Below are 22,805 nucleotides of genomic sequence, written 5' to 3'. Positions count from 1 at the left end.
GAGCTAACACTCCCTAACAAACCGGAATAACCTCCCCTTTTGCCAATCGATATTTATCGAGTTCTTCTGGAGATAATTGAGTGGTATAAGCTACTTCCTTAACATTAAAACCGATACTTCTTAATTTATCAAAATAATCCCTGCCGTAGATTCTTACGTGATCGTACTGGCCAAAAATACGTTCGCGTTCTTTTCTGTTGGTGATGGAATCATCTTCAAAAGTATGTTTTCTCTTTAAGTCCTGCGGAATTTGCAAGATCGCCGTGCCGCCGGGTTTTAGGATTCGATAAAGTTCCTGCATAGCTTCGGTGTCATTTGGGATGTGTTCTAAAACATGATTGCAGAGAATAAAATCGAACTCATTATCCTTAAAAGGCAAATCACAAATATCGGCCTGTACATCTGCTAAAGGAGAATTTAGGTCGGTAGTAGTGTAATCTAGGTTTTTAAGCTTTCGAAAACGCTTATAAAAAGCCTGCTCGGGTGCAAAGTGTAAAACGTGCAGGTTTTTACTAAAAAACTGGGTTTCATTTTTTAAATATAACCAAAGTAAACGATGGCGTTCCAGGGAAAGAGTAGAAGGGGAGAGCACATTCTCCCGCTGATTGATATAGCCGTATGGTAAAAATTTTGAAAAGCTTTTTCCGTCTATGGGATCGGTGTACTTATTTCCGCGAAGCGCATATTTAAAGAAAGGTTTTATCCAATAACTTAATGTGATGAGCAATGGTCTGGGAACGGTGTTTAAAACTACTTTAAAAAGCTTTTTCATCAAAAATTGCTAACTCGATTTAAACCTTTATATCGCCCCAGTTTTCACCAGATTTAATGCGATAAAGCTGCATTTCTGAAACCCCAAATTGCTTGGCCAAAACTCTTATCCTGGTTTTTCTCTTCGGGTCTAAAAGTTTCTTTTTTAGCACCACGGCCTGGGCATAAGTGAGTTTTGAGTAAGTAACTACCCGTCTCAATTTTCGTTTGCGCTTGTTTTCTTTAACGCCGGGACTATCATGCTGGTGTTTAACCCATTCTTCCTGGTTGGTCCAGGCAAGATTTTCTACACGGTTATCGTCTTTCTTGAAATTCTTGTGAATAACAAACTTATCGTCTTCATTTTTATTAAGAAAAAGTTCAGCAACAATCCGGTGCACATAATACGCTTTATGCTTTCCGTTTTGAAGCCGGGGCGAAAAACTGGTGTAACCGTTGGTGCGGCCGCCATTTATTAATTCCCCTTCTGGATACTGCACGTAGCTAATTATCCTGCCGTAGCTGGAAACATCGTAAACAAAACGATCCTGCCACTCTTCTTTGTGAAGTCTTTTCCAAACCTCGCCCCTATAATTCTTTACCATAGACCTGGGCTTTAAACTCATGTTCTTCATCACTTTCAATTCCTAAAGATTCATAAATATAATCAAAGGTAGATAGCAATTGCGGTTTACCGTCTACTAGCGCTACATCATGTTCAAAATGCGCGCTGGGTTTATTATCTGCAGTTAAGATGGTCCAACCGTCAGGCAATTGTTTAATTCTTTTGGTTCCCAGGTTTATCATAGGCTCTATGGCCACAACCATTCCTTCTAAAAATTTTTTACCGCGGCCTCGTTTTCCGTAGTTAGGCATTTCAGGATCTTCGTGCATTGTTGCACCCAAACCATGGCCTACCAATTCTCTAACTACGCCATAGCCGCGATCTTCAGTATATTTTTGAATGGCATAACCAACATCACCCACACGGTTTCCGGCTTTAAATTCCCTGATGCCCACATAAAGGGATTCTTTGGTAGCATCCAGGAGTTCTTTTACTTCAGGCTTTACTTCACCAACTTCAAAAGTATAGGCGTGATCCCCGTAAAATCCGTTTTTTAAGGCGCCACAGTCTATAGAAATAATATCGCCTTCCTCCATCGGTTTATCATTAGGAATCCCATGTACTACCTGCGCATTGGGGCTCATACAAAGCGAATTAGGAAAATCATACATACCCAAAAAGCCCGGTTCGGCACCGTGGTCGCGAATAAATTCTTCGGCCATTTTATCTAACTCCAAAGTAGTAACTCCGGGTTTTATATGCGGCGCAAGCATCCCCAGGGTTTTAGATACGATTAGTGCGCTTTCGCGCATCAATTCAATTTCTTCAGGGTTTTTGGTAATTATCATATATTGAATTTAAAATCGGCCTAAAAATCCGAATTTCTTCTTTTTATTTTCTCTAATTATTGCTCTGTCCTTTAATCTCTGGTAGATCTCACCCCAACCCATCATTCCGCCAATATTGCGATCGTCTATAAAAATATCGGCCAGGATCTTACGGCTTATATTATCCTCAAAAACCTCTTCAGGATAACTTTTATTAATGGCATAAAATTGAATGCCTCTTTTTTCGCAAAATTGTACCGCTTCTTCCAGTTTATCTTCGGCACGGTAAGTCCATAAGATTAATCGGTGTCCATCTTCCTGTAGCTTTTTGAGCGTTTCAAACGCGAAGAGCTTAGGCTTTCCTATTTCCGGAAATTTATTCTCTACAATAGTTCCGTCAAAATCTACTGCTATGGATAACGAATTGGGCATAAAGCAAAATTAGCAAGATTTACCGAATATTCTCTGTTTATTCGGAATAAGGATTTGTGTACTCTTTACCTTCAAGTATTTTAGCAATATCTTCTTCAAGGCTTTCTATAGAATACTCCACAAAACGGTTCACTTCCTTTCCATCTTTCATAAAAATAATAGTAGGCACACGGTGAATATTGTATTCTTCATCCAGCTTACCGGGAGCTTTTTTAGCCCGGTTTACTGCAATATTTTTAAGATTTTTTCGGTCAAAATCAACTTCATCTAAAAGCTTAAAAAACTTCGGAACTTCGTAGCGGCTGTCACCACACCAGGTCCCCATAAACATTAGAATTTCATAATCGTGAATATTCTTCTTTATAGTTTTTAAAGCTTCTTTTTTAGGTTTGTAATTTTCGTAACCGGGAACAAACCAGTTTGAATGCGGTGCTTTTTCCAGGTTAGCTTGGGTGAATTTGCCTAAAAGCATTTCTGCTGAATTCTTATTTTCTGCATTTTCGTTTTTATTTGAAATATCTCCCGATATTAGGAAAGCACTCAAAAGAAGCAACAATATTTTATTAATCATTGAATTTAAATTAGCGGGTCTTCAGTCATAACTTCCGGCTTATCGATCCCCATTAACTTCAGAATAGTCGGTGCTATGTTCCCAAGCTTACCGCTTTTAATCAATTTTATGTCTTTATCCAGTAAAATTAAGGGAACCGGGCTGGTGGTGTGTGCCGTATTTGGACTACCATCTTCGTTTATCATAATCTCACTATTCCCATGATCGGCAATTACAATTACTGAATAATCATTTTCCAGGGCAGCTTCAGCTACATCTTTAGCGCAGGAATCTACAGTTTCGCAGGCTTTTACAGCGGCATCAAATACTCCGGTATGGCCAACCATATCGGGATTTGCAAAATTCAGACAAACAAAATCAGCCGATTCGTTTTTAAGTTCAGGAATAATTTTATCCCTAATTTGAAAAGCACTCATTTCGGGCTGAAGATCGTAGGTAGCTACTTTTGGAGAACTACACATTAAGCGTTTTTCACCTTTAAAAGGTTTTTCCCGACCGCCATTAAAGAAGAAGGTAACGTGGGGGTATTTTTCGGTTTCAGCAATTCTAATTTGCTTTTTGCCCATATATTCCAGGACTTCCCCAAGTGTAGATTTAATATTATCTTTTTTGAAAACCACATTTATACCTTCAAAACTATCGTCATATTTAGTTACTGTCACATAATATAATGGCATTTTCTTCATAGTATATTCAGGGAAATCGTCCTGGGTTAAAGCCTGGGTAAGTTGCCTGCCTCGATCGGTTCTAAAGTTAAAGAAAATCACAACTTCTTTCTCTTTTAAAGTAGCAACCGGCTCGCCAGCCTCGTTGGTCATTACGATGGGTTCTATAAACTCATCACTAACCTTGTTTTCGTAACTTTTTGCCATGGTTTCAGCAGCATTGGTAGTTTTGGTGCCTTCACCTTTAACGATAAGGTCGTAAGCCTTTTTTACTCTTTCCCAACGCTTATCACGATCCATCGCAAAATACCGCCCAATCACCGAGGCAAGTTTACTATTTGTTTTTTTTAGGTGTTCTTCAATTTCTTCAATGAAACCTTTTCCCGAGTGCGGATCTACATCACGCCCATCGGTAAAAGCATGAACGTATTTTTCTTTTACACCAAATTCCTGGGCCGCAGAGAGTAAGCCTTTTAAATGGTTAATGTGAGAATGCACTCCACCATCACTTAAAAGTCCCATAAAATGGATTGGTTTGTTGTTTTTTATCGCATAACTAAAAGCTTCTTCCAGCACGGGTTCGTCTTTTAGCGTATTCTTTTCTACCGCCATATTAATTTTCACCAAATCCTGGTAAACAATACGGCCGGCACCAAGATTCATATGTCCTACTTCACTATTTCCCATTTGTCCTTCCGGAAGTCCAACCTGCAACCCATCGGTACGCAATTCTGCGTGTGGGTATTTTTCCAGGATACTATCCATAAAAGGAGTTTTAGCTTTAGCAATAGCCGATACGTCTGGGTTTTGCGTGATTCCCCAACCGTCTAAAATCATTAGTAGAACTTTCTTATTCATAATAGTAGTTAATTTGTGCATAAAGATAAAAACAAATTGGCGGTATGCTAAATGCGCACCCGCTAATGTTTGATTAAATATAAGAGGCTCAGGTAGGTTTTAAAGGAATTTTAGCCATAAAAATTAATTCTAAAAAAAAAATAATTCCTCCTTTTCCTTTTAAATTCTACAATTTTAACATTCAGCTCGGTTCTTTGGAATACTTTTTTAATCCCTTTAGCGTTCTTAAAATAGGGTGTGAAGCGGTAATATGCTGAAATTTAGATTTATAAGCCTAAAAATGTTAAAATTTCTGTTTTGACGGCTTAAAAATCTAACTAAACAGAATATTTTGTATGTTGGCATCACATTTGGAATAAATTAACAGAACATTAATTTAAAACAACGTGTATGATTTATAGACTCCTCACTGTATTTGCCGTATTAATCTTCTCTTTTGCATTTACAACTACAGATAATTTAGACTCCAATTCTGGCAATTCAGAAATAGAAGCAATCGCTTTTCCAAATTCCTCAGAAAACAACAAAACCAGTTTTGAAACTAAGGTCGCTGAACTTTACAGCGAGTTTTCTACCAATAATAGTAGTATTCCTGCCATGCCGGTTTTCGAAAAAGCTATGAGGGGCTATGACCAACTCGAAGAAAAAGGTGAAGTAGGAAAACGGATACTTACCGTGATAGATTTCGAACTTTCCTCTACTAAAAAACGTATGTGGATTATGAATATGGAAACAAAGAAAGTTTTATTCAATACTTATGTTTCCCACGGAAAAAATACCGGCGGTGAATTCGCTACCAAATTTTCTAATACAGTGAATTCCCTGCAAAGTTCCCTTGGTTTTTATGTGACCGCTGAAACTTACTATGGAAAAAATGGATTGTCACTTTTTATAGACGGCATGGAAAAAGGCTTTAATAGCAATGCCCGTAAACGTTATGTAGTAATTCACGGAGCAGATTATGCTGAGCCTAACTTTATAGACAGAATTGGAAGGTTAGGAAGAAGTTATGGTTGCCCGGCCGTGCCTAATACCATTGCGAAAGATGTAATAGATACTATCAAAGACGAATCGGTAGTATATATTCACAAAAACAATAAAGATTATTTAAATAATTCTTCGCTGCTTAACTAATTAATTTTCAGTAAGTAATTTATAGATGGCAGCATCTCTCTTGTAGATATCTTCTGCAAAACGGGTGCTGCCATTTTCGTTCCAGGCCGTCCAGTAAAGATGGTGCACTTTTACTTTCTGCGTAACCTTAATCGTTGTTGTCTTACCCGAATCAAGAATTTCTTTAATCTTCTCATCATCGTATTTTGGCTGATCGCTTAGTAGCATCTTCGCCAGTTCTAAAACATCCTGCACTCTAACACAACCCGAACTTTGTGCCCGTAAATTTTTGTTGAAAAGCGATTTTGAAGGCGTATCGTGCAAATAGATCATATATTCATTAGGATAAATAATCTTAACTAACCCAAGCGGATTCGCCGGCCCGGCCTCCTGTCTAAATGTATAAGCTTTTACCTCAGAAGAAGACCAGTCTACCTCACTGGCAGACAATCTTTGCCCGGTGCGATCAAAAATGCTGTAATTCTTTCTTGAAATATAACTGGGATCTTTCTTTGCTGAAGGGATCACATCTTTACTTTTTATAGTAGGAGGGATGGTCCAGGTTGGGTTGTAAACTATATGTTCTACTTCATCAGAAAAAACTGGTGTTTTTCTGGCTTCGGTGCCAACCATAGTGCGATGCGTTGCCACGGTATCCCCATGTCTAACAAAGTGTAACCGGTAATTCGCAATATTCACTACAATATGTTGATCTCCCAGGTCTTTGGGGTACCAGCGCCAGCGTTCCAGGTTTACAAGAATTTGTTCCAGGCGATCCTGATATGTTTTATTCAGGGTTTTTATAGTACCGCCACCAATAACGCCATCGGTTTCTATTCCATATTTTTCCTGGTATTCCTTTACAGCTTCCTGTAGCGATTCGTCGTAAACCGTAACACTGTTAATAATTTCCTTTTCCCAAAACCCCAATTCCTTTAAGCGACGTTTTATGTTGGGAACACGTTTGTCCTTTTCATCGATTTTAATACTTTCTCCTTCTTCGGAAATAATCGTGGAGTTATCGTCGTTTTCTGCAAGTTTTCGGTATTCTTTCAAAGAGCGTTTCAGGCCTTTATAAACTTCGTGTTTGGGCACTACTGAATCTATTGCGGCAGTGATGTTTTGCTGTTGAACTCCATAATCCAGAAGGCCGGGAAGATCAATTTTATTACGTTCTATGCCCCAAATGCTATATATTTCTTTGGGATTCAGCTTACCAGAATTATAATCTGAAGCAAGGCCCAGGAAAGCATCGGTAAGAATAATTTCGGTTAGACTGCGTTCTTCATCATCTAACTGAGATAAATTAGCGAGTGAATTTTGTAAATAAGTTAAATGATAGTTTTCAGGATCGAGGCCGTCTTCAGTGGCTCTTTCAATGCTTCGGTAAAGATCTTCCCGCAGGGCTCTATCGGTCCAGATTGGTTTATAATCCCGTTTTGAATAAATAGAATCCAGTAAATTAGCGTGCTGTAAATTGATATTTCCAACCGAATTTGAAACCCCAGGAAACTTTTTGGAAATTAAATCAGCTGAAGCCAGTTTTTCAATAACTTCTGCTTCTTCCTCTTTTGTGGTTTCAATTCCAGGCTCCCTGTCTTTGTCATCCCCGCAGGAAATAAAAAGCACAAAAACAAAGAGCATTAAAAATTTAAAAAATTTCATAGGAAAAAGCAGATTCATTGATCTTTTGGGGTAAAACGGTTGACTACGCTCTTACGTCTTGAAAAGACTCATTGCGGTCAAATTGTACTTCGGCAAAAGGGCATAAAGGGTCTATTTTATAATTGTTTTCGCGTGCAAAATCTACACTATGCGCCAAAAGTTTAGTAGCAATTCCCTGGCCTTCCAGTTCGGGTCTTACCTCGGTGTGATCTATAGTAAGAATATCTCCCGGTTTTTTGGTATAAGTGAGTTCTGCGTAAATCCCTTTTTCGTCCTCTACGAAAAACATTCCGCGGCTATCGTTTTCTCGGTGTTTAATATCCATAATCTTATTTCTTAAAAATACCGTCTACAATTCCGTAATCCAGCGATTCCTGAGCATCCATCCAGTAGTCACGATTAAAATCCTTAAGTACCTTTTCCTGGGTTTGCCCACAGTTATCTGCAAGAATTTTAGCACTAAGTTCTCTAGTTTTTAAGATCTCGTTTGCCTGAATTTCAATATTTGAAGCCTGGCCTCGTGCACCGCCCATAGGCTGGTGAATCATAACCTTCCCATGGGGCTGTATAAATCTTTTACCTTTGGTTCCACCGGAAAGTAAGATTGAGCCCATTGAAGCAGCTAAACCACTACAAATCGTAGAAACGGGACTATTTAGGCTTTGCATGGTATCGTAAATTGCAAATCCGTCGGTTACGTAGCCACCGGGACTATTAATGAAAAACTGGATTTCTTTATCGCCATCCATATCAAGGTATAGTAGTCTGTCTATAACGTGTTTGGCCGATTTATCATTTACTTCACCCCAAAGGAAAATTTTGCGTTCTTTAAGGAATTTTGCGTCTATTAGGTCCTGGGTTTTACCGGATTTATTGCTCATAAAAAATTATTTTAAAATATATACTGTTAGGCATTAAAAATAAGATTTATTTGTCGGAACACTTGTTTTTTCATTACCCATTTAACAAGATTTTATCGCTTGCCCGTGGTTTTTTGCTGAATACAAGCTAGATAGAAATAAACGCCCGAAAAATTTTAATTTTCCTTTGGATTTTGAAGGCTTTAAACTTTATATTTGCAGAACAGGCGGGAGTAGCTCAGTTGGTAGAGCGTCAGCCTTCCAAGCTGAATGTCGCCGGTTCGAACCCGGTCTCCCGCTCAATGAAAAACCTCAACGATAAGTTGGGGTTTTTTTATGGAAAAGAACCAAAAAAGAATACCTCCGGGTGAGAAGCCTGTCCCGATTGAAGCCCGGTAGGGCGTAATATCGGGAAACCCGGTCTCCCGCTCTAAACAAAACCTTCACATTTCGTGAGGGTTTTTTTATGCTGAAAAGTGACCGGGTGAGAAGCGTGTTAGTTTCGTCAAGCTGAACTTGTTTCAGCTTCTAATACGTTTTGATTATCAGTATTTTAAATCTCCGAATAAATTTCGGAGCAGGGTCTAAAACAAGTTCAGGATAACGATTTCAAAAACTTTTCATACAATCTCAATGAATTCAGTTTTTTTGCTGAAGAAAGGGTGGTTGCAGCGTTGGTAATAAGAAGGTGAAACCATAGCATATTCTATTCTGTAAAACTGAGAAATAACTTTCTCCTTCCTTCTTTATTTTGTATTTTCACATTATAGAATCAATTAAAATTAGTAGATAACATTTAGTATAAACAGATAAATTCACGCACGGGGTGCCGCAAGGCTGAGATAAAACCCGAAACCTGATTTGGATAATGCCAACGTAGGGATGCAGGATTAAAATTTTCATTTTAAGACTCCATGTTTTTCGGCATTTTCCGTTTAGCGTGGAGTTTTTCTTTTTTAAAAAAGTAAAGATGGAAATTGAAAAAAGCAAACGATTTGAATTACTTCCCGTAAATCATCAAAACTGGCAAAACCGGGAAGAGTGGTTTTTTAACCGAAAACATACCGACACCTATGAGCAATGGTACGAAGGCCGGTATAAACGTGCCGAGGTTTGGCAGAAGAAGGTGATGGAACAACTTGTTTCTAAAGATAAGCGAGTCAAAACCCTATTGGAATTTGGATGTGGAACCACACGTTTTACGAGATGGTGGAAAGAAATAGGAATCGAGGCTACCGGTGGCGATATTTCTCCGCTAATGCTATCCCAGGCCGTTCATTTGTTTGAAGGCGACCTCGTAATGGCAGATTCTCACCACATGCCCTTTAAAGATCATACTTTTGATTCCCTGGCCTTTATAACCACTTTTGAATATTATAAAGATCCCGTAAAAGTTATTCGGGAAGCTTCGAGGGTTGCAAAATACGGCATAGCACTGGGAATGATGAACAGGAATTCTACTAAAGTAGTCCGCCGTCGTGTTCAGGAAATTTTCGGGGCCAATCCATTTTATCTTACTGCAACCTTTTACACCCCTAAAAAACTAACCAAAATCATAGAAGAAGCCCTTCAGGGTAGGGAATATAGTATAGAATGGTCTTGTACAGGTTTGCCAGAATGGTTTCCGGTCCAGCAATGGAGCTTGCCTTACGGGGATTTTTTCGGGCTGTATGTGACATTTAAAGATGTGGAATAATGAGTGAAAAATTAGGAAAAATCGCCGAAGCAGAATTAGAAGGCTTTATTCTGAAAAACTTTGGTCAGGCTCGTAAGGAAGTCAGTGTAAAACCCGGGTTTGGAGTAGATGTTTCATTAGTAGATTTACCCAATGAGCTGGCCTTAATCGCTACCAGTGATCCGCTATCACTTATTCCATCGCTTGGGCTTGAAGAATCGGCCTGGCTTTCGGTACATCTTATGGCTAATGATATGGCCACCACCGGATTTCCCCCTCAGTATGCTCAAATGGTTTTGAACCTGCCGGCGTCACTTTCCAGGGAAGATTTTAAAACTTACTGGAATTATATTCATCAGTTTTCTAAAGATATTGGTGTAGCTATAACCGGCGGGCATACAGGATTTGTAGAAGGCCAAAATTCTACTATTTCGGGAGGAGGAACTTTCTTTAGCGTAGCTCCCAAAAAGGAGATCGTTCTTTCTAACGGGGCAGAGGCTAATGATGTAATTCTGGTAACCAAAACCAGCGCCCTGTCTTCTTCAGCCTTATTAACGATGAGTTTTCCGGAAACAATAAAAAATAGACTTGGTAAACAAACCTATGAGGCAGGTTGCGAAATGTTTAAGCAAACTTCTTCTTTAAAAGACGGACTTATAGCGGCAGAAACAGAGCATAAATTTTCGGAAATTCACGCAATGCACGATGTTACCGAAGGCGGCGTATTAGGGGCGATCTATGAAATGGTGAAAGCTTCCGGCAAAGGTGCCCTTATTTATGATGAAGCCTTACCGATTATTTCCTGGCAAAAAGAAGTTTGCGAATTATTTAAACTGGATTACAGGGAAATAATCGGGGCAGGATCAATGATAATTTCATGTGAAAAAGGAAAAGAGCAACAGGTAATCTCACGTATAAAAGCCGAAAATATTGCCTGTGCAGCTGTGGGTGAAATTAAAAATGAAGAAGCGGGCATTAAGATAGCTAAAGGTGATGAGATTAAAGATCTTGAGTATAAAACCGAAGATCCTTACTGGAAGGCCTTTTTTACAGCAATTAAATCTGGTTGGAAATGATAGAAAAGCAAAGAATGAAAGACGGAGTGTACCTCGTGATAGATCCCCAGATGGAAAAGGCTGTTTTAATAAATAAGCTAAAAGAGATTTTGGATAAAAGTGAAATTGCCGCGGTTCAGGTGTGGAATAATTTTAAAAATGTTGAAAATCAAATTTTCCTTATAAATGAGATCTGCAAAATTTGCAAAGCCCACGGCATTCCGGTTTTGCTAAACAATAACTGGAAACTTTTAAACCAAACTGAAGTAAATGGGGTGCATTTTGATGAAATTCCTAATGATTTCAGAGAGATTAAAGAAAGCATTCCTTCGAATACTTTACTGGGATTAACCTGTAATAACAACCTGGATTCTGTAAAATGGGCGAAGACTAATAAGTTCGATTATATTTCCTTTTGTTCAATTTTTCCGTCTTCATCTGCCAATAGTTGCGATTTAGTAGATTTTGAGATTATCAGGAAAGCCAGGAAACTTACAAAAATGCCAATTTTTCTGGCTGGCGGAATTAAACCTTCCAATATGCACCTGCTTAAAGAATTAGATTTTGAGGGTGTTGCGGTGATATCAGGAATAATGAGTGCCGAAAATCCTTCAGTTTCTACAGAAAATTATAATTCAGAATTTAAAAAAATAAAAAATGAGAATTTCAACAATAGATAAATTATGCTGTCCTTTTGATAAGAACGACCTGGACCTCACTGCGATTTCTAAAGATTTGGATGGGAAAATTATAGAAGGCTTTTTAAGTTGCGCGAAGTGCAAACGTATTTATCCAATAATAAAAGGAATTCCCATCATGAACCCAGATGAATATCGGGAGTTTAAACTGGAAGCCCCGCTAATGGAAAAATGGAGCAAGCATCTAAATGGGAAGAAAGTTGAGAATTTTAGATTGGTTGAATAGTTTGAAAGAATAAGAATTTATGAAGTACCCCCTCCGGCCTGGGGCCATCTCCCCTTGAAAATAAGGGGTGGAGCTAATTTAGCCGAGTAACGTATGTTTTGAAGTTCACGTCATTCTGAATTTATTTCAGAATATAACATGTTTGACCGCCGAATAAATTTCGAGTTACCATTGACTTATTTTTAAAATGCTAATATCTAGGCTTATTATCTACTATAATTTAAATCGAAACTTGCCTGATTTGGAAGGTTCTACTTTCATTTTTTGCTCGCCCAAAAAACGAAACAAAAAAGGGCGTCCTATGTGGAGGTGTTTTTTTGGCAACAAGGCCAAAAAATCGCAAATCAGCAGCTAAATTTTTTCCAAGGCTTCAAAAATTATTGACGCTGCTGATTTACTACACTCACACACGGATTTTAAAACTCGCTAAGCTCGCCGAGCGTCAATTTTCTACGCTGGATAATTTTTTTATCACAGGTATCAGGGTGACGGAGAATTTCATAATAAAACCAGAAAAATACTTAAACTCATCCGACCTTTTCATTCAGGTGGGCTTATCCTTAAAAAGGGTAAGAGCTAAAATTTATTTTCACAAAAAAGTTGATAAAATATTTATAGCTCTCCTCCTTTCAAAGGAGGGCAATGAATTCAGCTATGCTGAAAAAAGGAGTGGTTGCATTATAAAAGTAAAATACAGTCATAAAAAAATCCGGAAGCTTTGCAGTTTCCGGATTTTTAAATTTATAACTAAAGAAGGTTTTATCCGTTCATCGAGATCAAAAACTCTTCATTGTTTTTAGTTTGCTTAATCCTGTCGTTAATAAATTCCATTGCTTCAATAGGATTCATATCGGCAAGATATTTACGCAGTACCCACATTCTTTGCAGTGCAGCTTCATCTAATAAAAGATCGTCGCGACGTGTACTTGAAGAGGTAAGATCTATTGCAGGGAAAATTCTACGGTTAGCAATTTTTCTGTCTAATTGCAGCTCCATATTACCTGTTCCTTTAAATTCTTCAAAAATCACCTCGTCCATTTTAGAACCGGTATCGGTTAGGGCGGTAGCGATAATCGAAAGGGAACCTCCGTTTTCAATGTTACGGGCGGCACCAAAGAAACGTTTTGGTTTGTGCAGCGCGTTAGCATCTACACCACCACTTAAAACCTTACCGCTGGCAGGTTGTACGGTGTTGTAAGCACGGGCCAGTCGCGTAATAGAATCCAGAAGGATCACCACATCGTGACCACATTCTACCAGACGTTTCGCTTTTTCCAGTACAATATTAGCAACCCTAACATGCTCGTGAGCTTCCTTATCGAAAGTTGAAGCTACAACTTCACCGCGAACATTACGTTGCATATCGGTTACCTCTTCCGGGCGTTCATCAATAAGTAAAACTATTTGATAAACTTCTGGATGGTTGGCCGCGATAGCGTTTGCAATATCTTTAAGCAACATTGTTTTACCAGTTTTAGGCTGGGAAACAATCATACCACGCTGGCCTTTTCCAATTGGGGAAAAGAGGTCCATAATACGGGTAGACATGCTACTTTGCTTTTCAGCAATATTGAATTTTTCCTTTGGGAAAAGCGGAGTTAAGTGCTCAAAAGAAACACGGTCTCTCACTACCTGAGGGTCTAATCCGTTAATTTTGTTGATCTTGATTAAAGGAAAATATTTTTCACCTTCTTTTGGAGGGCGAATTTGTCCTAAAACAGTATCCCCGGTTTTTAATCCGAATAAACGAATTTGCGATTGGGATACATAAATATCATCGGGAGAAGTAAGGTAGTTGTAATCTGAAGATCTTAGGAAACCATAGTTATCCTGCATAATATCCAGAACGCCTTCACTTTCTATAATCGCGTCAAATTCATAATCTGGTTCACGGTAGCGGTTGCGAGCATCACGGTTGCCGGCATCGCGACTTCCGCTACTTTTATTGTTGTTGCTACTGCGAGTATCCTTTTTGTTGTCACGAGGATTGTTCTTATTTGTGTGAGAAGAACTGTTATTGTCTTCCCTGTTTTCCCTTGGCTTTTGTTCCTGCTTTTTAGGTTCTCTTGGTTTAGAAGGAGCATCTTCTTTTTTAGGAGAAGGATCCTTTTTTGCAGGGCGGGGTTCTTTGGTTTCTGCAGTTGCAGTAGCCCGCGGTGGTTTCTTATTACTTCCTATTTTACCACTTTTCTTTGGTTGTGGTTTTTCTGAAGTTTTACTACGTTCTTCACTTTTAGGAGTTTCTTCCTTTTTAGTATCGTCGGTCAATGCTTCTTTAGCTTTTTTAGGATTTGCCGCCTGATAGTCCAGGATTTGATATACCAGGTCTAATTTTTTTAAAGTCCTGAATTTGGGAACGTTTAAAGATTTAGCGATATCCTGCAGCTCAGGAAGCTTTTTAGCTTTTAATTCTGAAATTTCCAACATGAATAATAAAGAATAAATTTGTGTTTGGGTTGATTGTTAAACTTCTCGAGGAAGAATCGAAAAAAATTTGGAGACTTAAGTAACCTGTTTTGAATTGGTTACGAAATGTTCCTGCAAGTATACAACTTTATTTTAATATTTTAAATAGCATTTCTAAAAAGAATCTTTATTTTTGTTCGCGAACTCCACCAGAAGTTATGCTACAAAGAATACAAACAGTATATTTACTTATCGCTGCCATTATTAGTGGCGGACTTATTTTCGTATTTTCACTTTGGGAAAATTCTGAAGGTGTGGCTATTTTTGCACAAGATTATCTTATGATATTTTTTGCATTTCTAGCTTCAGCTTTATTATCTTTGGTGAGTATTTTTATGTTCAAAAATAGAAAGCTTCAATTTGTATTGGGGCGCCTAAATATCTTATTAAACTTTTTTTTACTAGGAGTGTTTGTTTATTGGTTGCTAAGTTTACCTGGAGAAATGGATATTTCAGAGAAGGGTATTGGGATGTTTCTTCCAATCATTTCTATCGTTTTTCTTGTTTTGGCCAATAAGGCCATTAAAAAGGACGAAGATCTCGTAAAATCTGTGGACCGATTACGATAAGCCTATCATCTTAGTAGTATTAGTGCGTGAAAACCCGAAGTGAAAGCTTCGGGTTTTTTAGTTTTTATAAGTGTCTTTGCTTTCCGTAGTTAGGTATTAGCGAACGTTCTGTGGTGAAAGAGGTTTTCTAAAAAATTTAGTCTCGTCAAGCTGACCTTGTTTCAGCTTCAAACATGTTTTGATTATCAATATTTTAGATCCCCGATAAAAATCGGGGCAGGCTCTGAAGTACACTCAGGATGACGCTTTTAAAAACTTTTCGGTAGCCTCTTTGTTCTTAATATAAACCTACTGCAAACTGAGACTGCCAACTGCTCACTGAAAAACTGCCAACTGCTTATTTTCCCTTCAATTCTATCACTTCCAGATCTTTAATTTCAGCAGCATCAATTTTAAATCTAAGCATTGTTCGTTTTTTATGAAAACCCTGTTTGCCTGCTGCGCCGGGATTCATATGAAGTAATCCCAGGCTTTTATCGTTCATTACCTTTAAAATGTGGGAATGCCCGCTAATAAAAAGCTTTGGCGGATTTCTTTTAATTTCTTCCCTAATCGCCGGTGAATATTTGCCCGGGTAACCGCCTATATGCGTAATCCAAACATCTACGCCTTCGCATTTAAAACGTTGGTGCAGAGGGAATTCTTTTCTTATTTCCGCATCGTCAATATTACCATATACCGCCCTTAAAGGTTTTACTTTTTTTAATTCATCAGAAATATCGGTAGTGCCAATATCGCCGGCGTGCCATATTTCATCGGCTTCCGCTGCGTAATGTAGAATTCTTTCGTCAATATGACTGTGGGTGTCGCTTAACAGCAATATTTTTTTCAAATCGGGATTGTTTTTGTTTATAAAATCATTTTGAAACCGATGCCTTCAAAGGATTTAAGCTTCTAATAAATGCCTTATCTTTGCAGTTCGCAAATATAAAAATAAAGAACTCGGTTGAGGTATTTTTTAGAACTGGCATATTTTGGAAAGGCTTATCACGGTTGGCAAAATCAGCCAAACGCGATTTCGGTTCAGGAAGAAATAGAACGGGCACTTTCAGTTGTTTTTCAACAAAAAACAGCTATTGTTGGCGCAGGAAGAACAGATGCAGGCGTACACGCGAAACAGATCTTTGCACATTTTGATACCGATAACGAACTTGAAAGGGAAGCTTTTCAGTTTAAAATGAATTCCTTGCTTCCGGCCGATATCGCATTAAAGGACGTTTTTAAAGTAAAAGCAGATGCACACGCTCGTTTTGATGCTTTAAGCCGAAGTTATGAATATCATATTGTTCAGCAGAAAGATCCTTTTTTGGAAGATAGAAGCTACTTTTTAAAGAATAAGCTGGATGTTGAAAAAATGAACCAGGCTGCAGAAATCTTAAAGGATTATACTAATTTTAAGTGTTTTTCAAAGTCTAAAACCGATGTAAAAACTTATAATTGCAAGATTTCTGAATCAGTTTGGAAAACTGAAAATGGCGTGTTGGTTTTTCATATTTCAGCCGACAGATTTTTAAGAAATATGGTGCGTGCAATTGTGGGAACTTTACTGGAAATTGGTTTTGGAAAACAACCCGTAGAAAATATGCACGAGATTATAAAAAGTAAAGATAGGAGTAAGGCGGGCACTTCGGTACCGGCAAAAGCTCTTTATCTTACAAATGTTACTTATCCGGAAATAGCAATAAAATAAATGGCATCTAAAACAGGCAACGCATTCGATTTTAATTTATTTAAGCGCCTGCTTAAGTATACTAATCCCTACAAAGTAACTTTCTATTTTGTGGCGGTTGCTGCTATTTTGCTTTCATTCTTTGCTGTTCTAAGACCGTATTTATTAAAGGTTACCGTAGATGATGCAATTACGCCACAGAACTATGATAACCTGGTTTTTTATGTTGGTTTAATGGCCGGGGTTTTAGTGCTGGAAGTTATTTTTCAGTTTCTATTTGTGTATTTCGCCAATTGGTTGGGGCAGGAAGTAGTTAGAGACCTTCGTGTGAACCTTTTTAAACATATGCTCAACTTTAAAATGACTTATTTTGATAAGTCGGCAGTTGGGCGTTTGGTAACCCGTGCGGTAAGCGATATTGAAACTATTGCCAGTATTTTTAGCCAGGGACTTTTTATGATTATCAGTGATATTTTAAAAATGCTGGTAGTAATTGGGTTTATGTTTTACCAGAGCTGGCAGTTAACTTTATTGGTTTTAACGGTACTTCCGTTAATTATGTATGCTACGCGTGTTTTTCAGAAGAAAATGAAAGTCGCTTTTGAAGAAGTAAGAACGCAGGTTGCCAACCTAAACACCTTTGTTCAGGAGCGAATTACGGGAATGAAGATCGTTCAGCTTTTTACCCGTGAAAAAGCCGAATACAATAATTTTAAAGAAATAAACGGCAAACACCGTGATGCCTGGGTAAAGACAGTTTGGTATAACTCTATTTTCTTTCCCATTGCTGAAATGGCAACTTCCATAACTATAGGTCTAATCGTTTGGTACGGCGGGCTGCGGGCCGTGGCTGATGACGGAATTACCCTTGGTGTGATTATCGCTTTTATTGAATTATCTCAGTTATTGTTTAGACCCTTACGACAAATTGCCGATAAATTTAATACCCTGCAAATGGGAATGGTAGCGGCAAATCGCGTTTTTGGAATTTTGGACACAGAATCTTCCATTAATAATAATGGGAAAATTAAGGTGAGCGATCTAAAGGGTGAAATAGAATTTAAAGATGTTCGTTTTAGTTATACTGATGATGAAGAAGTGCTTAAAGGCGTTTCTTTTAAAGCAAATCCTGGGGAAACTATCGCAATTGTTGGAGCCACCGGTGCAGGGAAATCTACGGTGATCAATTTACTGAACCGTTTTTATGAAATAGATAGCGGACAAATTCTGGTAGATGGAATTGATATTAAAGATATTACTTTAGAATCCTTACGTTCTGAAATTGCCGTGGTGTTACAAAACGTTTTCCTTTTTGCCGATACTATTTTGAGTAATATTAATCTTAACAATCCCGATATTACGGAAGAAGAAGTGATTGCTGCTGCGAAACAAATTGGTATTCACGAGTTCATCAATACGCTGCCAAATAGCTATCATTATAATGTAAAAGAACGTGGGGCGATGTTATCATCCGGCCAGCGCCAGCTTATTTCATTTTTAAGGGCTTATATGAGTAATCCCAGTATTTTGGTTTTAGATGAAGCAACTTCTTCGGTAGATACTTATAGCGAACTTTTAATTCAGGAAGCAACCGATAAGATCACAAAAGGGCGAACTTCAATTGTGATTGCCCACAGGCTTGCAACCATTAAAAAAGCCGATAAGATTATGGTGATGGATGCCGGTAAGATTGTAGAAATTGGAAATCACACAGAGTTGCTTAAAAAGAAAGATGGGTATTACAAAAACCTTTACGAAGTGCAGTTTATGGCCGAGGAATCTTTGTAGAGAATTATAAAAGATCTTCTTTAATTCTATCAATCAATTCATCTGTACTTTCAAACATTACAAATTCCCCGTCTCTTATATATGAAATTTGTCCGGTTTCTTCACTCACTACCAGGGCGAGCGCATCAGTTTTTTCAGTAATACCAACAGCGGCTCGGTGACGAAGTCCAAATCTTAGCGGAATAGACCTGTCGTTAGAAACCGGTAAAATAACCCGGGTAGCGGTAATTTTGTTATCTTCTATTACCATCGCACCATCGTGAAGCGGTGAATTTTTATAGAAAATAGATTCTATAATGGGCTGGTTAAGCTCTATATTCATATCATCCCCAGAATTTTTCACAAAATCCAGGTTTGTGTTTTTCTGAATAATAATTAGCGCGCCCGTATAAGTCTGGCCCATAATTTCACAAGCGGAAATGATATCGTCTACATTTGTGCTGGTTTCTAAATCGCCTTTTAAAAACCGAAGTTGTGTAAAAAATTTTCCTTTTTGAGTGAAATTGGTTGAACCAATCATTAAAAGGAATTTCCTTATTTCCTGCTGAAAAACCACGATCAAGGCAAACATTCCCACGCCAATAAATTCACCCAGAACGCTGCTTAAAAGCTCCATTTGCAGCAATTGCGTAAGGCTTCCCATTAGGTAAATGATCACGATCCCGATAAAGATATTTACCGCAACCGTTCCTTTTACCAACTTGTATAAATAATACAGTAGTAAGGCTACAAATACAATATCGAGAACATCGAGAAAACGAAGATTTATTATATCCAAATTAGCGGGGTTTTGTGTAAAAATAGAAAATATGCGGCTACTTACTAAGTTCTGTGTATAATTTAGTGCATTCTACCGCTTCTTTTACATCGTGCACCCTTAAAATAGAAGCGCGTTTGCTTAAAGCGATGCTGTTTAAAAAAGTAGTGCCATTTAAAGCTTCCTGCGGGCTTGTATTTAAAGTTTTATAGATCAAGGATTTTCGTGAAAGTCCGGCGAGAATTGGTAATTCCAAAGTTTTAAAGAGTTCCATTTTAGAAAGCAATTCAAAATTTTGCTGTATATTTTTGGCGAATCCGAAGCCGGGATCTACAATAAGATCATTGATTCCCAAAGCTCTCGCCTCACTTATTTTTTCTGAAAAATAAAATAAGATATCCTGCAAAAGATCGTCATATTGATTCAGGTCTTTCATAGTTTGTGGCGTGCCGCGCATATGCATCATAATATAAGGAACCTGGTATTCTGCCACTGTTTTCATCATTTCGGGATCCAGGTTTCCGGCAGAGATATCATTGATTATTGCTGCCCCGGCTTCAATGCTTTTTTCAGCTACTTTTGCCCTAAAAGTATCTACAGAAATTAATGTTTCCGGAAAATGTTTCAGGATATTTTCTACCGCTGGTAGAACGCGTTTTAGCTCTTCGGTTTCTTCAACTTTAGGGGCGCCGGGCGGAGTGCTGTAACCACCAATATCAATAAATTTGGCGCCATCCATCAGCATTTGTTCTACTTGTTTCAGAATGTCTGTTTCCGAAGTTTTTCGGCTTTCAGCATAAAAAGAATTGGGGGTGGTATTAATTATTCCCATCACTTTGGGAGTGCTAAGATCTATAAGTTCGCCTTTGCAATTTATGGTCATTTTTGCGAGAGTTTGATTGAATATTCCGAAGAAAAAAGCTTCAATTATTAAACCTTGCTTCAGAAATTATAATATGCGGTTTTAGTATCTAAAATATTTGCACGAAATTTACGGAAATTAGATCTCTTTTATGCAGAATACCTCAAAACAGTATGACGCGGTGGTAGCCACCTGCCGTAGCCTGTTTATTAATAAGATGAAAGATTACGGAAGCGCCTGGAGAATTCTTAGGCTGCCGTCACTTACCGACCAGATTTTTATCAAAGCCCAGCGAATACGCAAACTTCAGGAAAATGAGGTGAGAAAAGTAGATGAAGACGAAAAATCTGAATTTATTGGGATTATCAATTACTCGGTAATGGCCTTAATCCAGTTGGAAAAAGGAGTGGTTGCCCAGCCTGATCTTGGTGTAGAAGAGGCTACTGAACTTTATGACGAAAAAATAGCTGAAACCAAGGCTTTAATGATGAATAAGAATCACGATTATGGCGAAGCCTGGCGCGATATGCGAGTAAGTTCTTTAACAGATCTTATTATTCAGAAATTATTGCGGGTTAAGCAAATTGAAGATAATAAAGGGCAAACCCTGGTGAGTGAAGGGATTGATGCGAATTATCAGGATATGATAAACTATTCGATTTTCGCAATGATTTTAATGATGGAAGGTGAAGCATAGTTTTTCATAACTTTTCAGAGAATAAAATTATTTTTTTAAACAAAGAAACATGAAATTATTAGTAGGATTTTCCAGAATATTCGTTGGAGTATTATTTATTTTTTCAGGATTTATAAAACTCAACGATCCGCTGGGATTTTCCTATAAACTCCAGGAATATTTTAGTCCGGAAGTCCTGGGGCTTGAGTTTTTAGTTCCTTATTCCCTGGTGATTGCCATTATTTTAGTGGTTTTTGAACTTGTGGTGGGAATTATGATTTTAATAGGTTACCTGCCTAAATTCACAGTTTGGAGCCTGCTGTTAATGATTGTTTTCTTTACTTTTCTTACATTTTATTCGGCTTATTTCAATAAAGTGACAGATTGCGGATGTTTTGGAGATGCGATACCCTTAACGCCCTGGCAGTCTTTTATAAAAGATGTTATTCTTTTAGTTTTAATAGTCATACTTTTCTTTAATAGAAAACTCATCGCTCCAGTTTTAAACCCAATTTCACATCGCTGGATCATCTTTTTATCTTTTATGCTTTCTTTTTGGTTTGCCTATCACGTGTTGATGCATTTACCGGTTTTTGATTTTAGAGCTTATAAAATTGGAAATAACATCAAAGAATTGATGGAAGTTCCCGAAGATGCTCAAAAAGGAGTTTATGAATATGAATGGACTTTTCTACATAATAGCGAAGAGGTGACGCTAACTACCGATGGAAGTTATCCAAGCCAGGAAGGGGAATTTGTGGGAGTGGAAACTACTATGGTAGAAGAAGGTTACGTGCCCCCAATTCAGGATTTCGAAATTGAAGATAACGGCGAGGTTATAACCGATAAGGTTCTTGATGCCGAAAAGCTTTTTATGATAGTCGCTTACGATCTAAGCCATACCGAACAGGAAGGTTTTAAAGCCATTCAGAAACTTGCCGCTGAAGCTGATGAAAATGGCTATAAAATAGTTGGTCTAACCGCTTCAAATGATGCAAATCAGCAGAAAATTCGCAACAAATTCAAGCTTAATTTTGAATTTTACCAGGTAGATAAAAAGGTTTTACAAACAATTGTAAGATCTAACCCCGGACTTTTGGTTCTAGAAAAAGGCACAATTACCCAGAAAAAGCATTGGTTTGATGCTGAGGATATAAAATTATAAATCATCCTTAAGTTTTTTTAAAATATTGGTAAAAAGCCAATCTTCAGTCGGCTTAGGCGCAGCTATGTTTATACTTATCGATATATTTGTAGGAGTGCGGATTTTTTTCCGCGGAAATGATTAAAATCAACTAAGAAATTATGAGAAAAAAGATAGTAGCCGGAAACTGGAAAATGAATAACGATCTTGCTGAAACGCAGGAGTTGCTTTCACATCTAAAAATGCAATTGGTAAAAGAGCCTAAGGCCGAAGTTATGGTAGCACCGGCTTTTACGAATTTATATTCAGCTTTTCAAGGTTTAAAAGATACGCCGGTACAGGTTGTTGCGCAAAATATGCATCAGGCCGAAAACGGAGCTTATACAGGAGAAGTTTCAGCAAAAATGCTTAAAAGTATTGGTATTAATACCGTGATTTTAGGACATAGTGAACGTCGTGCACATTTTGGAGAAAACCACGAAATCTTAGCCGAAAAAGTAAACGCAGCACTTAAAAATGAAATGCGAATTATTTTCTGTTTTGGTGAAGAATTGGCTGATAGGAAAAGCGATAAACATTTTGATCTTGTGGCAAAACAACTTCAGGAAAGTTTATACCAAATTTCAGATGCCGACTGGAAAAACGTGGTACTAGCTTACGAGCCGGTTTGGGCCATTGGAACAGGAGAAACTGCTTCGCCGGAACAGGCACAGGAAATGCACGCTTTTATAAGAAAGAATATTTCAGAAAAATTTAATGATGAAATCGCTCAAAATGTTTCTATCCTTTATGGTGGAAGCGTAAAACCGGCGAACGCCAAAGAGATCTTTGCAAATAAAGATGTGGACGGCGGACTTATTGGTGGTGCCAGCCTTAAAGCGGTAGATTTTGTTGAAATTGTAAATGCCTTTTAA

General features: G+C 37.9%; 24 protein-coding genes, 1 tRNA gene and 1 riboswitch. Of the genes, 12 read left to right on the top strand and 13 right to left on the bottom strand.

Annotation, left to right across the window (positions count from 1 at the left end; translation table 11 throughout):
* Positions 1–13: 13 nt before the first annotated feature.
* From B5488_RS08170 to gpmI, 6 genes are read right to left on the bottom strand one after another with little or no spacing between them, the layout of a single operon-like run.
* Positions 14–772, bottom strand: a complete 759-nt coding sequence (locus tag B5488_RS08170) for a class I SAM-dependent methyltransferase (protein ID WP_079734825.1) — start codon at positions 770–772, stop codon at positions 14–16.
* Between the two features lie 19 nt (positions 773–791).
* Positions 792–1,355 (bottom strand): HNH endonuclease, encoded by a 564-nt coding sequence (locus tag B5488_RS08165; RefSeq protein ID WP_079734824.1) that lies wholly within the window; start codon positions 1,353–1,355, stop codon positions 792–794.
* On the bottom strand, positions 1,339–2,163 hold the full coding sequence (map, locus tag B5488_RS08160) for a type I methionyl aminopeptidase (RefSeq protein WP_079734823.1): 825 nt from the start codon (positions 2,161–2,163) through the stop codon (positions 1,339–1,341). Before map ends, B5488_RS08165 begins: the two co-directional genes overlap by 17 nt.
* 9 nt (positions 2,164–2,172) lie before the next feature.
* Positions 2,173–2,574 carry a BT0820 family HAD-type phosphatase gene (locus B5488_RS08155; RefSeq protein ID WP_079734822.1) on the bottom strand — a complete coding sequence of 134 codons (402 nt, stop codon included), beginning with the start codon at positions 2,572–2,574 and terminating at the stop codon, positions 2,173–2,175.
* Positions 2,575–2,611: 37 nt separating this feature from the next.
* Positions 2,612–3,145 (bottom strand): TlpA family protein disulfide reductase, encoded by a 534-nt coding sequence (locus B5488_RS08150; RefSeq protein ID WP_079734821.1) that lies wholly within the window; start codon positions 3,143–3,145, stop codon positions 2,612–2,614.
* 5 nt (positions 3,146–3,150) lie between these two features.
* The gene (gene gpmI / locus B5488_RS08145) at positions 3,151–4,668 is read right to left on the bottom strand and encodes a 2,3-bisphosphoglycerate-independent phosphoglycerate mutase (protein WP_079734820.1); all 1,518 of its coding nucleotides are present in this window, start codon (positions 4,666–4,668) and stop codon (positions 3,151–3,153) included.
* Positions 4,669–5,058: 390 nt separating this feature from the next.
* Here gpmI and B5488_RS08140 point away from each other — a divergent pair, with 390 nt between their 5' ends.
* Positions 5,059–5,802, top strand: a complete 744-nt coding sequence (locus tag B5488_RS08140; protein ID WP_079734819.1) for a murein L,D-transpeptidase catalytic domain family protein — start codon at positions 5,059–5,061, stop codon at positions 5,800–5,802.
* Here the strand turns inward: B5488_RS08140 and B5488_RS08135 are convergent, their stop codons facing one another.
* Genes B5488_RS08135 through B5488_RS08125 form a run of 3 tightly spaced genes read right to left on the bottom strand, consistent with a single transcriptional unit; the run spans position 5,803 to position 8,327 of the window.
* Positions 5,803–7,446, bottom strand: coding sequence for a L,D-transpeptidase family protein (locus tag B5488_RS08135; RefSeq protein ID WP_170065318.1), 1,644 nt, complete (start codon positions 7,444–7,446; stop codon positions 5,803–5,805).
* Between the two features lie 43 nt (positions 7,447–7,489).
* On the bottom strand, positions 7,490–7,771 hold the full coding sequence (locus B5488_RS08130; protein WP_079734817.1) for a GNAT family N-acetyltransferase: 282 nt from the start codon (positions 7,769–7,771) through the stop codon (positions 7,490–7,492).
* 4 nt (positions 7,772–7,775) lie between these two features.
* Positions 7,776–8,327, bottom strand: a complete 552-nt coding sequence (locus tag B5488_RS08125) for a ClpP family protease (RefSeq protein WP_079734816.1) — start codon at positions 8,325–8,327, stop codon at positions 7,776–7,778.
* 206 nt (positions 8,328–8,533) lie between these two features.
* Here B5488_RS08125 and B5488_RS08120 point away from each other — a divergent pair.
* The 5 genes from B5488_RS08120 to B5488_RS08100 all read left to right on the top strand — a co-directional run bounded on the left by B5488_RS08120 (position 8,534) and on the right by B5488_RS08100 (position 11,960).
* A tRNA-Gly gene (locus tag B5488_RS08120) sits at positions 8,534–8,606 on the top strand.
* A gap of 512 nt (positions 8,607–9,118) precedes the next feature.
* A riboswitch (TPP riboswitch) is annotated at positions 9,119–9,206 on the top strand.
* A gap of 70 nt (positions 9,207–9,276) precedes the next feature.
* Positions 9,277–10,002, top strand: a complete 726-nt coding sequence (locus B5488_RS08115) for a class I SAM-dependent methyltransferase (RefSeq protein WP_079734815.1) — start codon at positions 9,277–9,279, stop codon at positions 10,000–10,002.
* Complete coding sequence (locus B5488_RS08110) at positions 10,002–11,057, top strand: AIR synthase-related protein (RefSeq protein ID WP_079734814.1); 1,056 nt, start codon at positions 10,002–10,004, stop codon at positions 11,055–11,057. Before B5488_RS08115 ends, B5488_RS08110 begins: the two co-directional genes overlap by 1 nt.
* Positions 11,054–11,716, top strand: a complete 663-nt coding sequence (locus tag B5488_RS08105; protein WP_231919818.1) for a thiamine phosphate synthase — start codon at positions 11,054–11,056, stop codon at positions 11,714–11,716. Before B5488_RS08110 ends, B5488_RS08105 begins: the two co-directional genes overlap by 4 nt.
* Positions 11,694–11,960 carry a Trm112 family protein gene (locus B5488_RS08100; RefSeq protein ID WP_079734813.1) on the top strand — a complete coding sequence of 89 codons (267 nt, stop codon included), beginning with the start codon at positions 11,694–11,696 and terminating at the stop codon, positions 11,958–11,960. Before B5488_RS08105 ends, B5488_RS08100 begins: the two co-directional genes overlap by 23 nt.
* Before the next feature lie 759 nt (positions 11,961–12,719).
* Here B5488_RS08100 and rho read toward each other — a convergent pair.
* Positions 12,720–14,387, bottom strand: coding sequence for a transcription termination factor Rho (gene rho / locus B5488_RS08090; RefSeq protein ID WP_079734811.1), 1,668 nt, complete (start codon positions 14,385–14,387; stop codon positions 12,720–12,722).
* Positions 14,388–14,584: 197 nt separating this feature from the next.
* On the opposite strand from rho, the gene B5488_RS08085 reads away from it, so the two are divergent.
* Positions 14,585–14,995 (top strand): DUF4293 domain-containing protein, encoded by a 411-nt coding sequence (locus B5488_RS08085; protein ID WP_079736557.1) that lies wholly within the window; start codon positions 14,585–14,587, stop codon positions 14,993–14,995.
* Between the two features lie 337 nt (positions 14,996–15,332).
* Here B5488_RS08085 and B5488_RS08080 read toward each other — a convergent pair whose 3' ends face one another.
* On the bottom strand, positions 15,333–15,827 hold the full coding sequence (locus tag B5488_RS08080; RefSeq protein WP_079734810.1) for a metallophosphoesterase family protein: 495 nt from the start codon (positions 15,825–15,827) through the stop codon (positions 15,333–15,335).
* A gap of 114 nt (positions 15,828–15,941) precedes the next feature.
* Between B5488_RS08080 and truA the strand changes: the two genes are divergently transcribed.
* Together truA and B5488_RS08070 are read left to right on the top strand one after the other, a co-directional pair.
* The gene (gene truA, locus B5488_RS08075) at positions 15,942–16,685 is read left to right on the top strand and encodes a tRNA pseudouridine(38-40) synthase TruA (RefSeq protein ID WP_079734809.1); all 744 of its coding nucleotides are present in this window, start codon (positions 15,942–15,944) and stop codon (positions 16,683–16,685) included.
* Positions 16,686–18,452, top strand: a complete 1,767-nt coding sequence (locus B5488_RS08070) for an ABC transporter ATP-binding protein (protein WP_079734808.1) — start codon at positions 16,686–16,688, stop codon at positions 18,450–18,452.
* Between the two features lie 4 nt (positions 18,453–18,456).
* On the opposite strand, the gene cdaA is transcribed toward B5488_RS08070, so the two are convergent.
* Complete coding sequence (cdaA, locus tag B5488_RS08065; protein WP_079734807.1) at positions 18,457–19,230, bottom strand: diadenylate cyclase CdaA; 774 nt, start codon at positions 19,228–19,230, stop codon at positions 18,457–18,459.
* 37 nt (positions 19,231–19,267) lie between these two features.
* Positions 19,268–20,092 (bottom strand): dihydropteroate synthase, encoded by an 825-nt coding sequence (gene folP / locus B5488_RS08060; protein WP_079734806.1) that lies wholly within the window; start codon positions 20,090–20,092, stop codon positions 19,268–19,270.
* A 130-nt stretch (positions 20,093–20,222) separates the two neighbouring features.
* Here folP and B5488_RS08055 point away from each other — a divergent pair, with 130 nt between their 5' ends.
* The 3 genes from B5488_RS08055 to tpiA all read left to right on the top strand — a co-directional run bounded on the left by B5488_RS08055 (position 20,223) and on the right by tpiA (position 22,805).
* Positions 20,223–20,768: a DUF1599 domain-containing protein gene (locus tag B5488_RS08055; protein WP_079734805.1), complete on the top strand. Its 546-nt coding sequence runs from the start codon at positions 20,223–20,225 to the stop codon at positions 20,766–20,768.
* A 49-nt stretch (positions 20,769–20,817) separates the two neighbouring features.
* The gene (locus B5488_RS08050; protein WP_079734804.1) at positions 20,818–21,912 is read left to right on the top strand and encodes a BT_3928 family protein; all 1,095 of its coding nucleotides are present in this window, start codon (positions 20,818–20,820) and stop codon (positions 21,910–21,912) included.
* A gap of 140 nt (positions 21,913–22,052) precedes the next feature.
* Positions 22,053–22,805 (top strand): triose-phosphate isomerase, encoded by a 753-nt coding sequence (gene tpiA, locus B5488_RS08045; protein WP_079734803.1) that lies wholly within the window; start codon positions 22,053–22,055, stop codon positions 22,803–22,805.

Origin of the sequence: Salegentibacter salegens (genome assembly GCF_900142975.1) — a bacterium.
Taxonomy (GTDB): Bacteria; Bacteroidota; Bacteroidia; order Flavobacteriales; family Flavobacteriaceae; genus Salegentibacter; species Salegentibacter salegens.
This window is presented reverse-complemented; position numbering and strand designations above follow the sequence as displayed.

Coding starts and splice junctions, on each gene's coding strand:
- B5488_RS08170 (WP_079734825.1), bottom strand. CDS start 772: ATGAAAAAGCTTTTTAAAGTAGTTTTAAACACCGTTCCCAGACCATTG.
- B5488_RS08165 (WP_079734824.1), bottom strand. CDS start 1,355: ATGGTAAAGAATTATAGGGGCGAGGTTTGGAAAAGACTTCACAAAGAA.
- map (WP_079734823.1), bottom strand. CDS start 2,163: ATGATAATTACCAAAAACCCTGAAGAAATTGAATTGATGCGCGAAAGC.
- B5488_RS08155 (WP_079734822.1), bottom strand. CDS start 2,574: ATGCCCAATTCGTTATCCATAGCAGTAGATTTTGACGGAACTATTGTA.
- B5488_RS08150 (WP_079734821.1), bottom strand. CDS start 3,145: ATGATTAATAAAATATTGTTGCTTCTTTTGAGTGCTTTCCTAATATCG.
- gpmI (WP_079734820.1), bottom strand. CDS start 4,668: ATGAATAAGAAAGTTCTACTAATGATTTTAGACGGTTGGGGAATCACG.
- B5488_RS08140 (WP_079734819.1), top strand. CDS start 5,059: ATGATTTATAGACTCCTCACTGTATTTGCCGTATTAATCTTCTCTTTT.
- B5488_RS08135 (WP_170065318.1), bottom strand. CDS start 7,446: ATGAAATTTTTTAAATTTTTAATGCTCTTTGTTTTTGTGCTTTTTATT.
- B5488_RS08130 (WP_079734817.1), bottom strand. CDS start 7,771: ATGGATATTAAACACCGAGAAAACGATAGCCGCGGAATGTTTTTCGTA.
- B5488_RS08125 (WP_079734816.1), bottom strand. CDS start 8,327: ATGAGCAATAAATCCGGTAAAACCCAGGACCTAATAGACGCAAAATTC.
- B5488_RS08115 (WP_079734815.1), top strand. CDS start 9,277: ATGGAAATTGAAAAAAGCAAACGATTTGAATTACTTCCCGTAAATCAT.
- B5488_RS08110 (WP_079734814.1), top strand. CDS start 10,002: ATGAGTGAAAAATTAGGAAAAATCGCCGAAGCAGAATTAGAAGGCTTT.
- B5488_RS08105 (WP_231919818.1), top strand. CDS start 11,054: ATGATAGAAAAGCAAAGAATGAAAGACGGAGTGTACCTCGTGATAGAT.
- B5488_RS08100 (WP_079734813.1), top strand. CDS start 11,694: ATGAGAATTTCAACAATAGATAAATTATGCTGTCCTTTTGATAAGAAC.
- rho (WP_079734811.1), bottom strand. CDS start 14,387: ATGTTGGAAATTTCAGAATTAAAAGCTAAAAAGCTTCCTGAGCTGCAG.
- B5488_RS08085 (WP_079736557.1), top strand. CDS start 14,585: ATGCTACAAAGAATACAAACAGTATATTTACTTATCGCTGCCATTATT.
- B5488_RS08070 (WP_079734808.1), top strand. CDS start 16,686: ATGGCATCTAAAACAGGCAACGCATTCGATTTTAATTTATTTAAGCGC.
- folP (WP_079734806.1), bottom strand. CDS start 20,092: ATGACCATAAATTGCAAAGGCGAACTTATAGATCTTAGCACTCCCAAA.
- B5488_RS08055 (WP_079734805.1), top strand. CDS start 20,223: ATGCAGAATACCTCAAAACAGTATGACGCGGTGGTAGCCACCTGCCGT.
- B5488_RS08050 (WP_079734804.1), top strand. CDS start 20,818: ATGAAATTATTAGTAGGATTTTCCAGAATATTCGTTGGAGTATTATTT.
- tpiA (WP_079734803.1), top strand. CDS start 22,053: ATGAGAAAAAAGATAGTAGCCGGAAACTGGAAAATGAATAACGATCTT.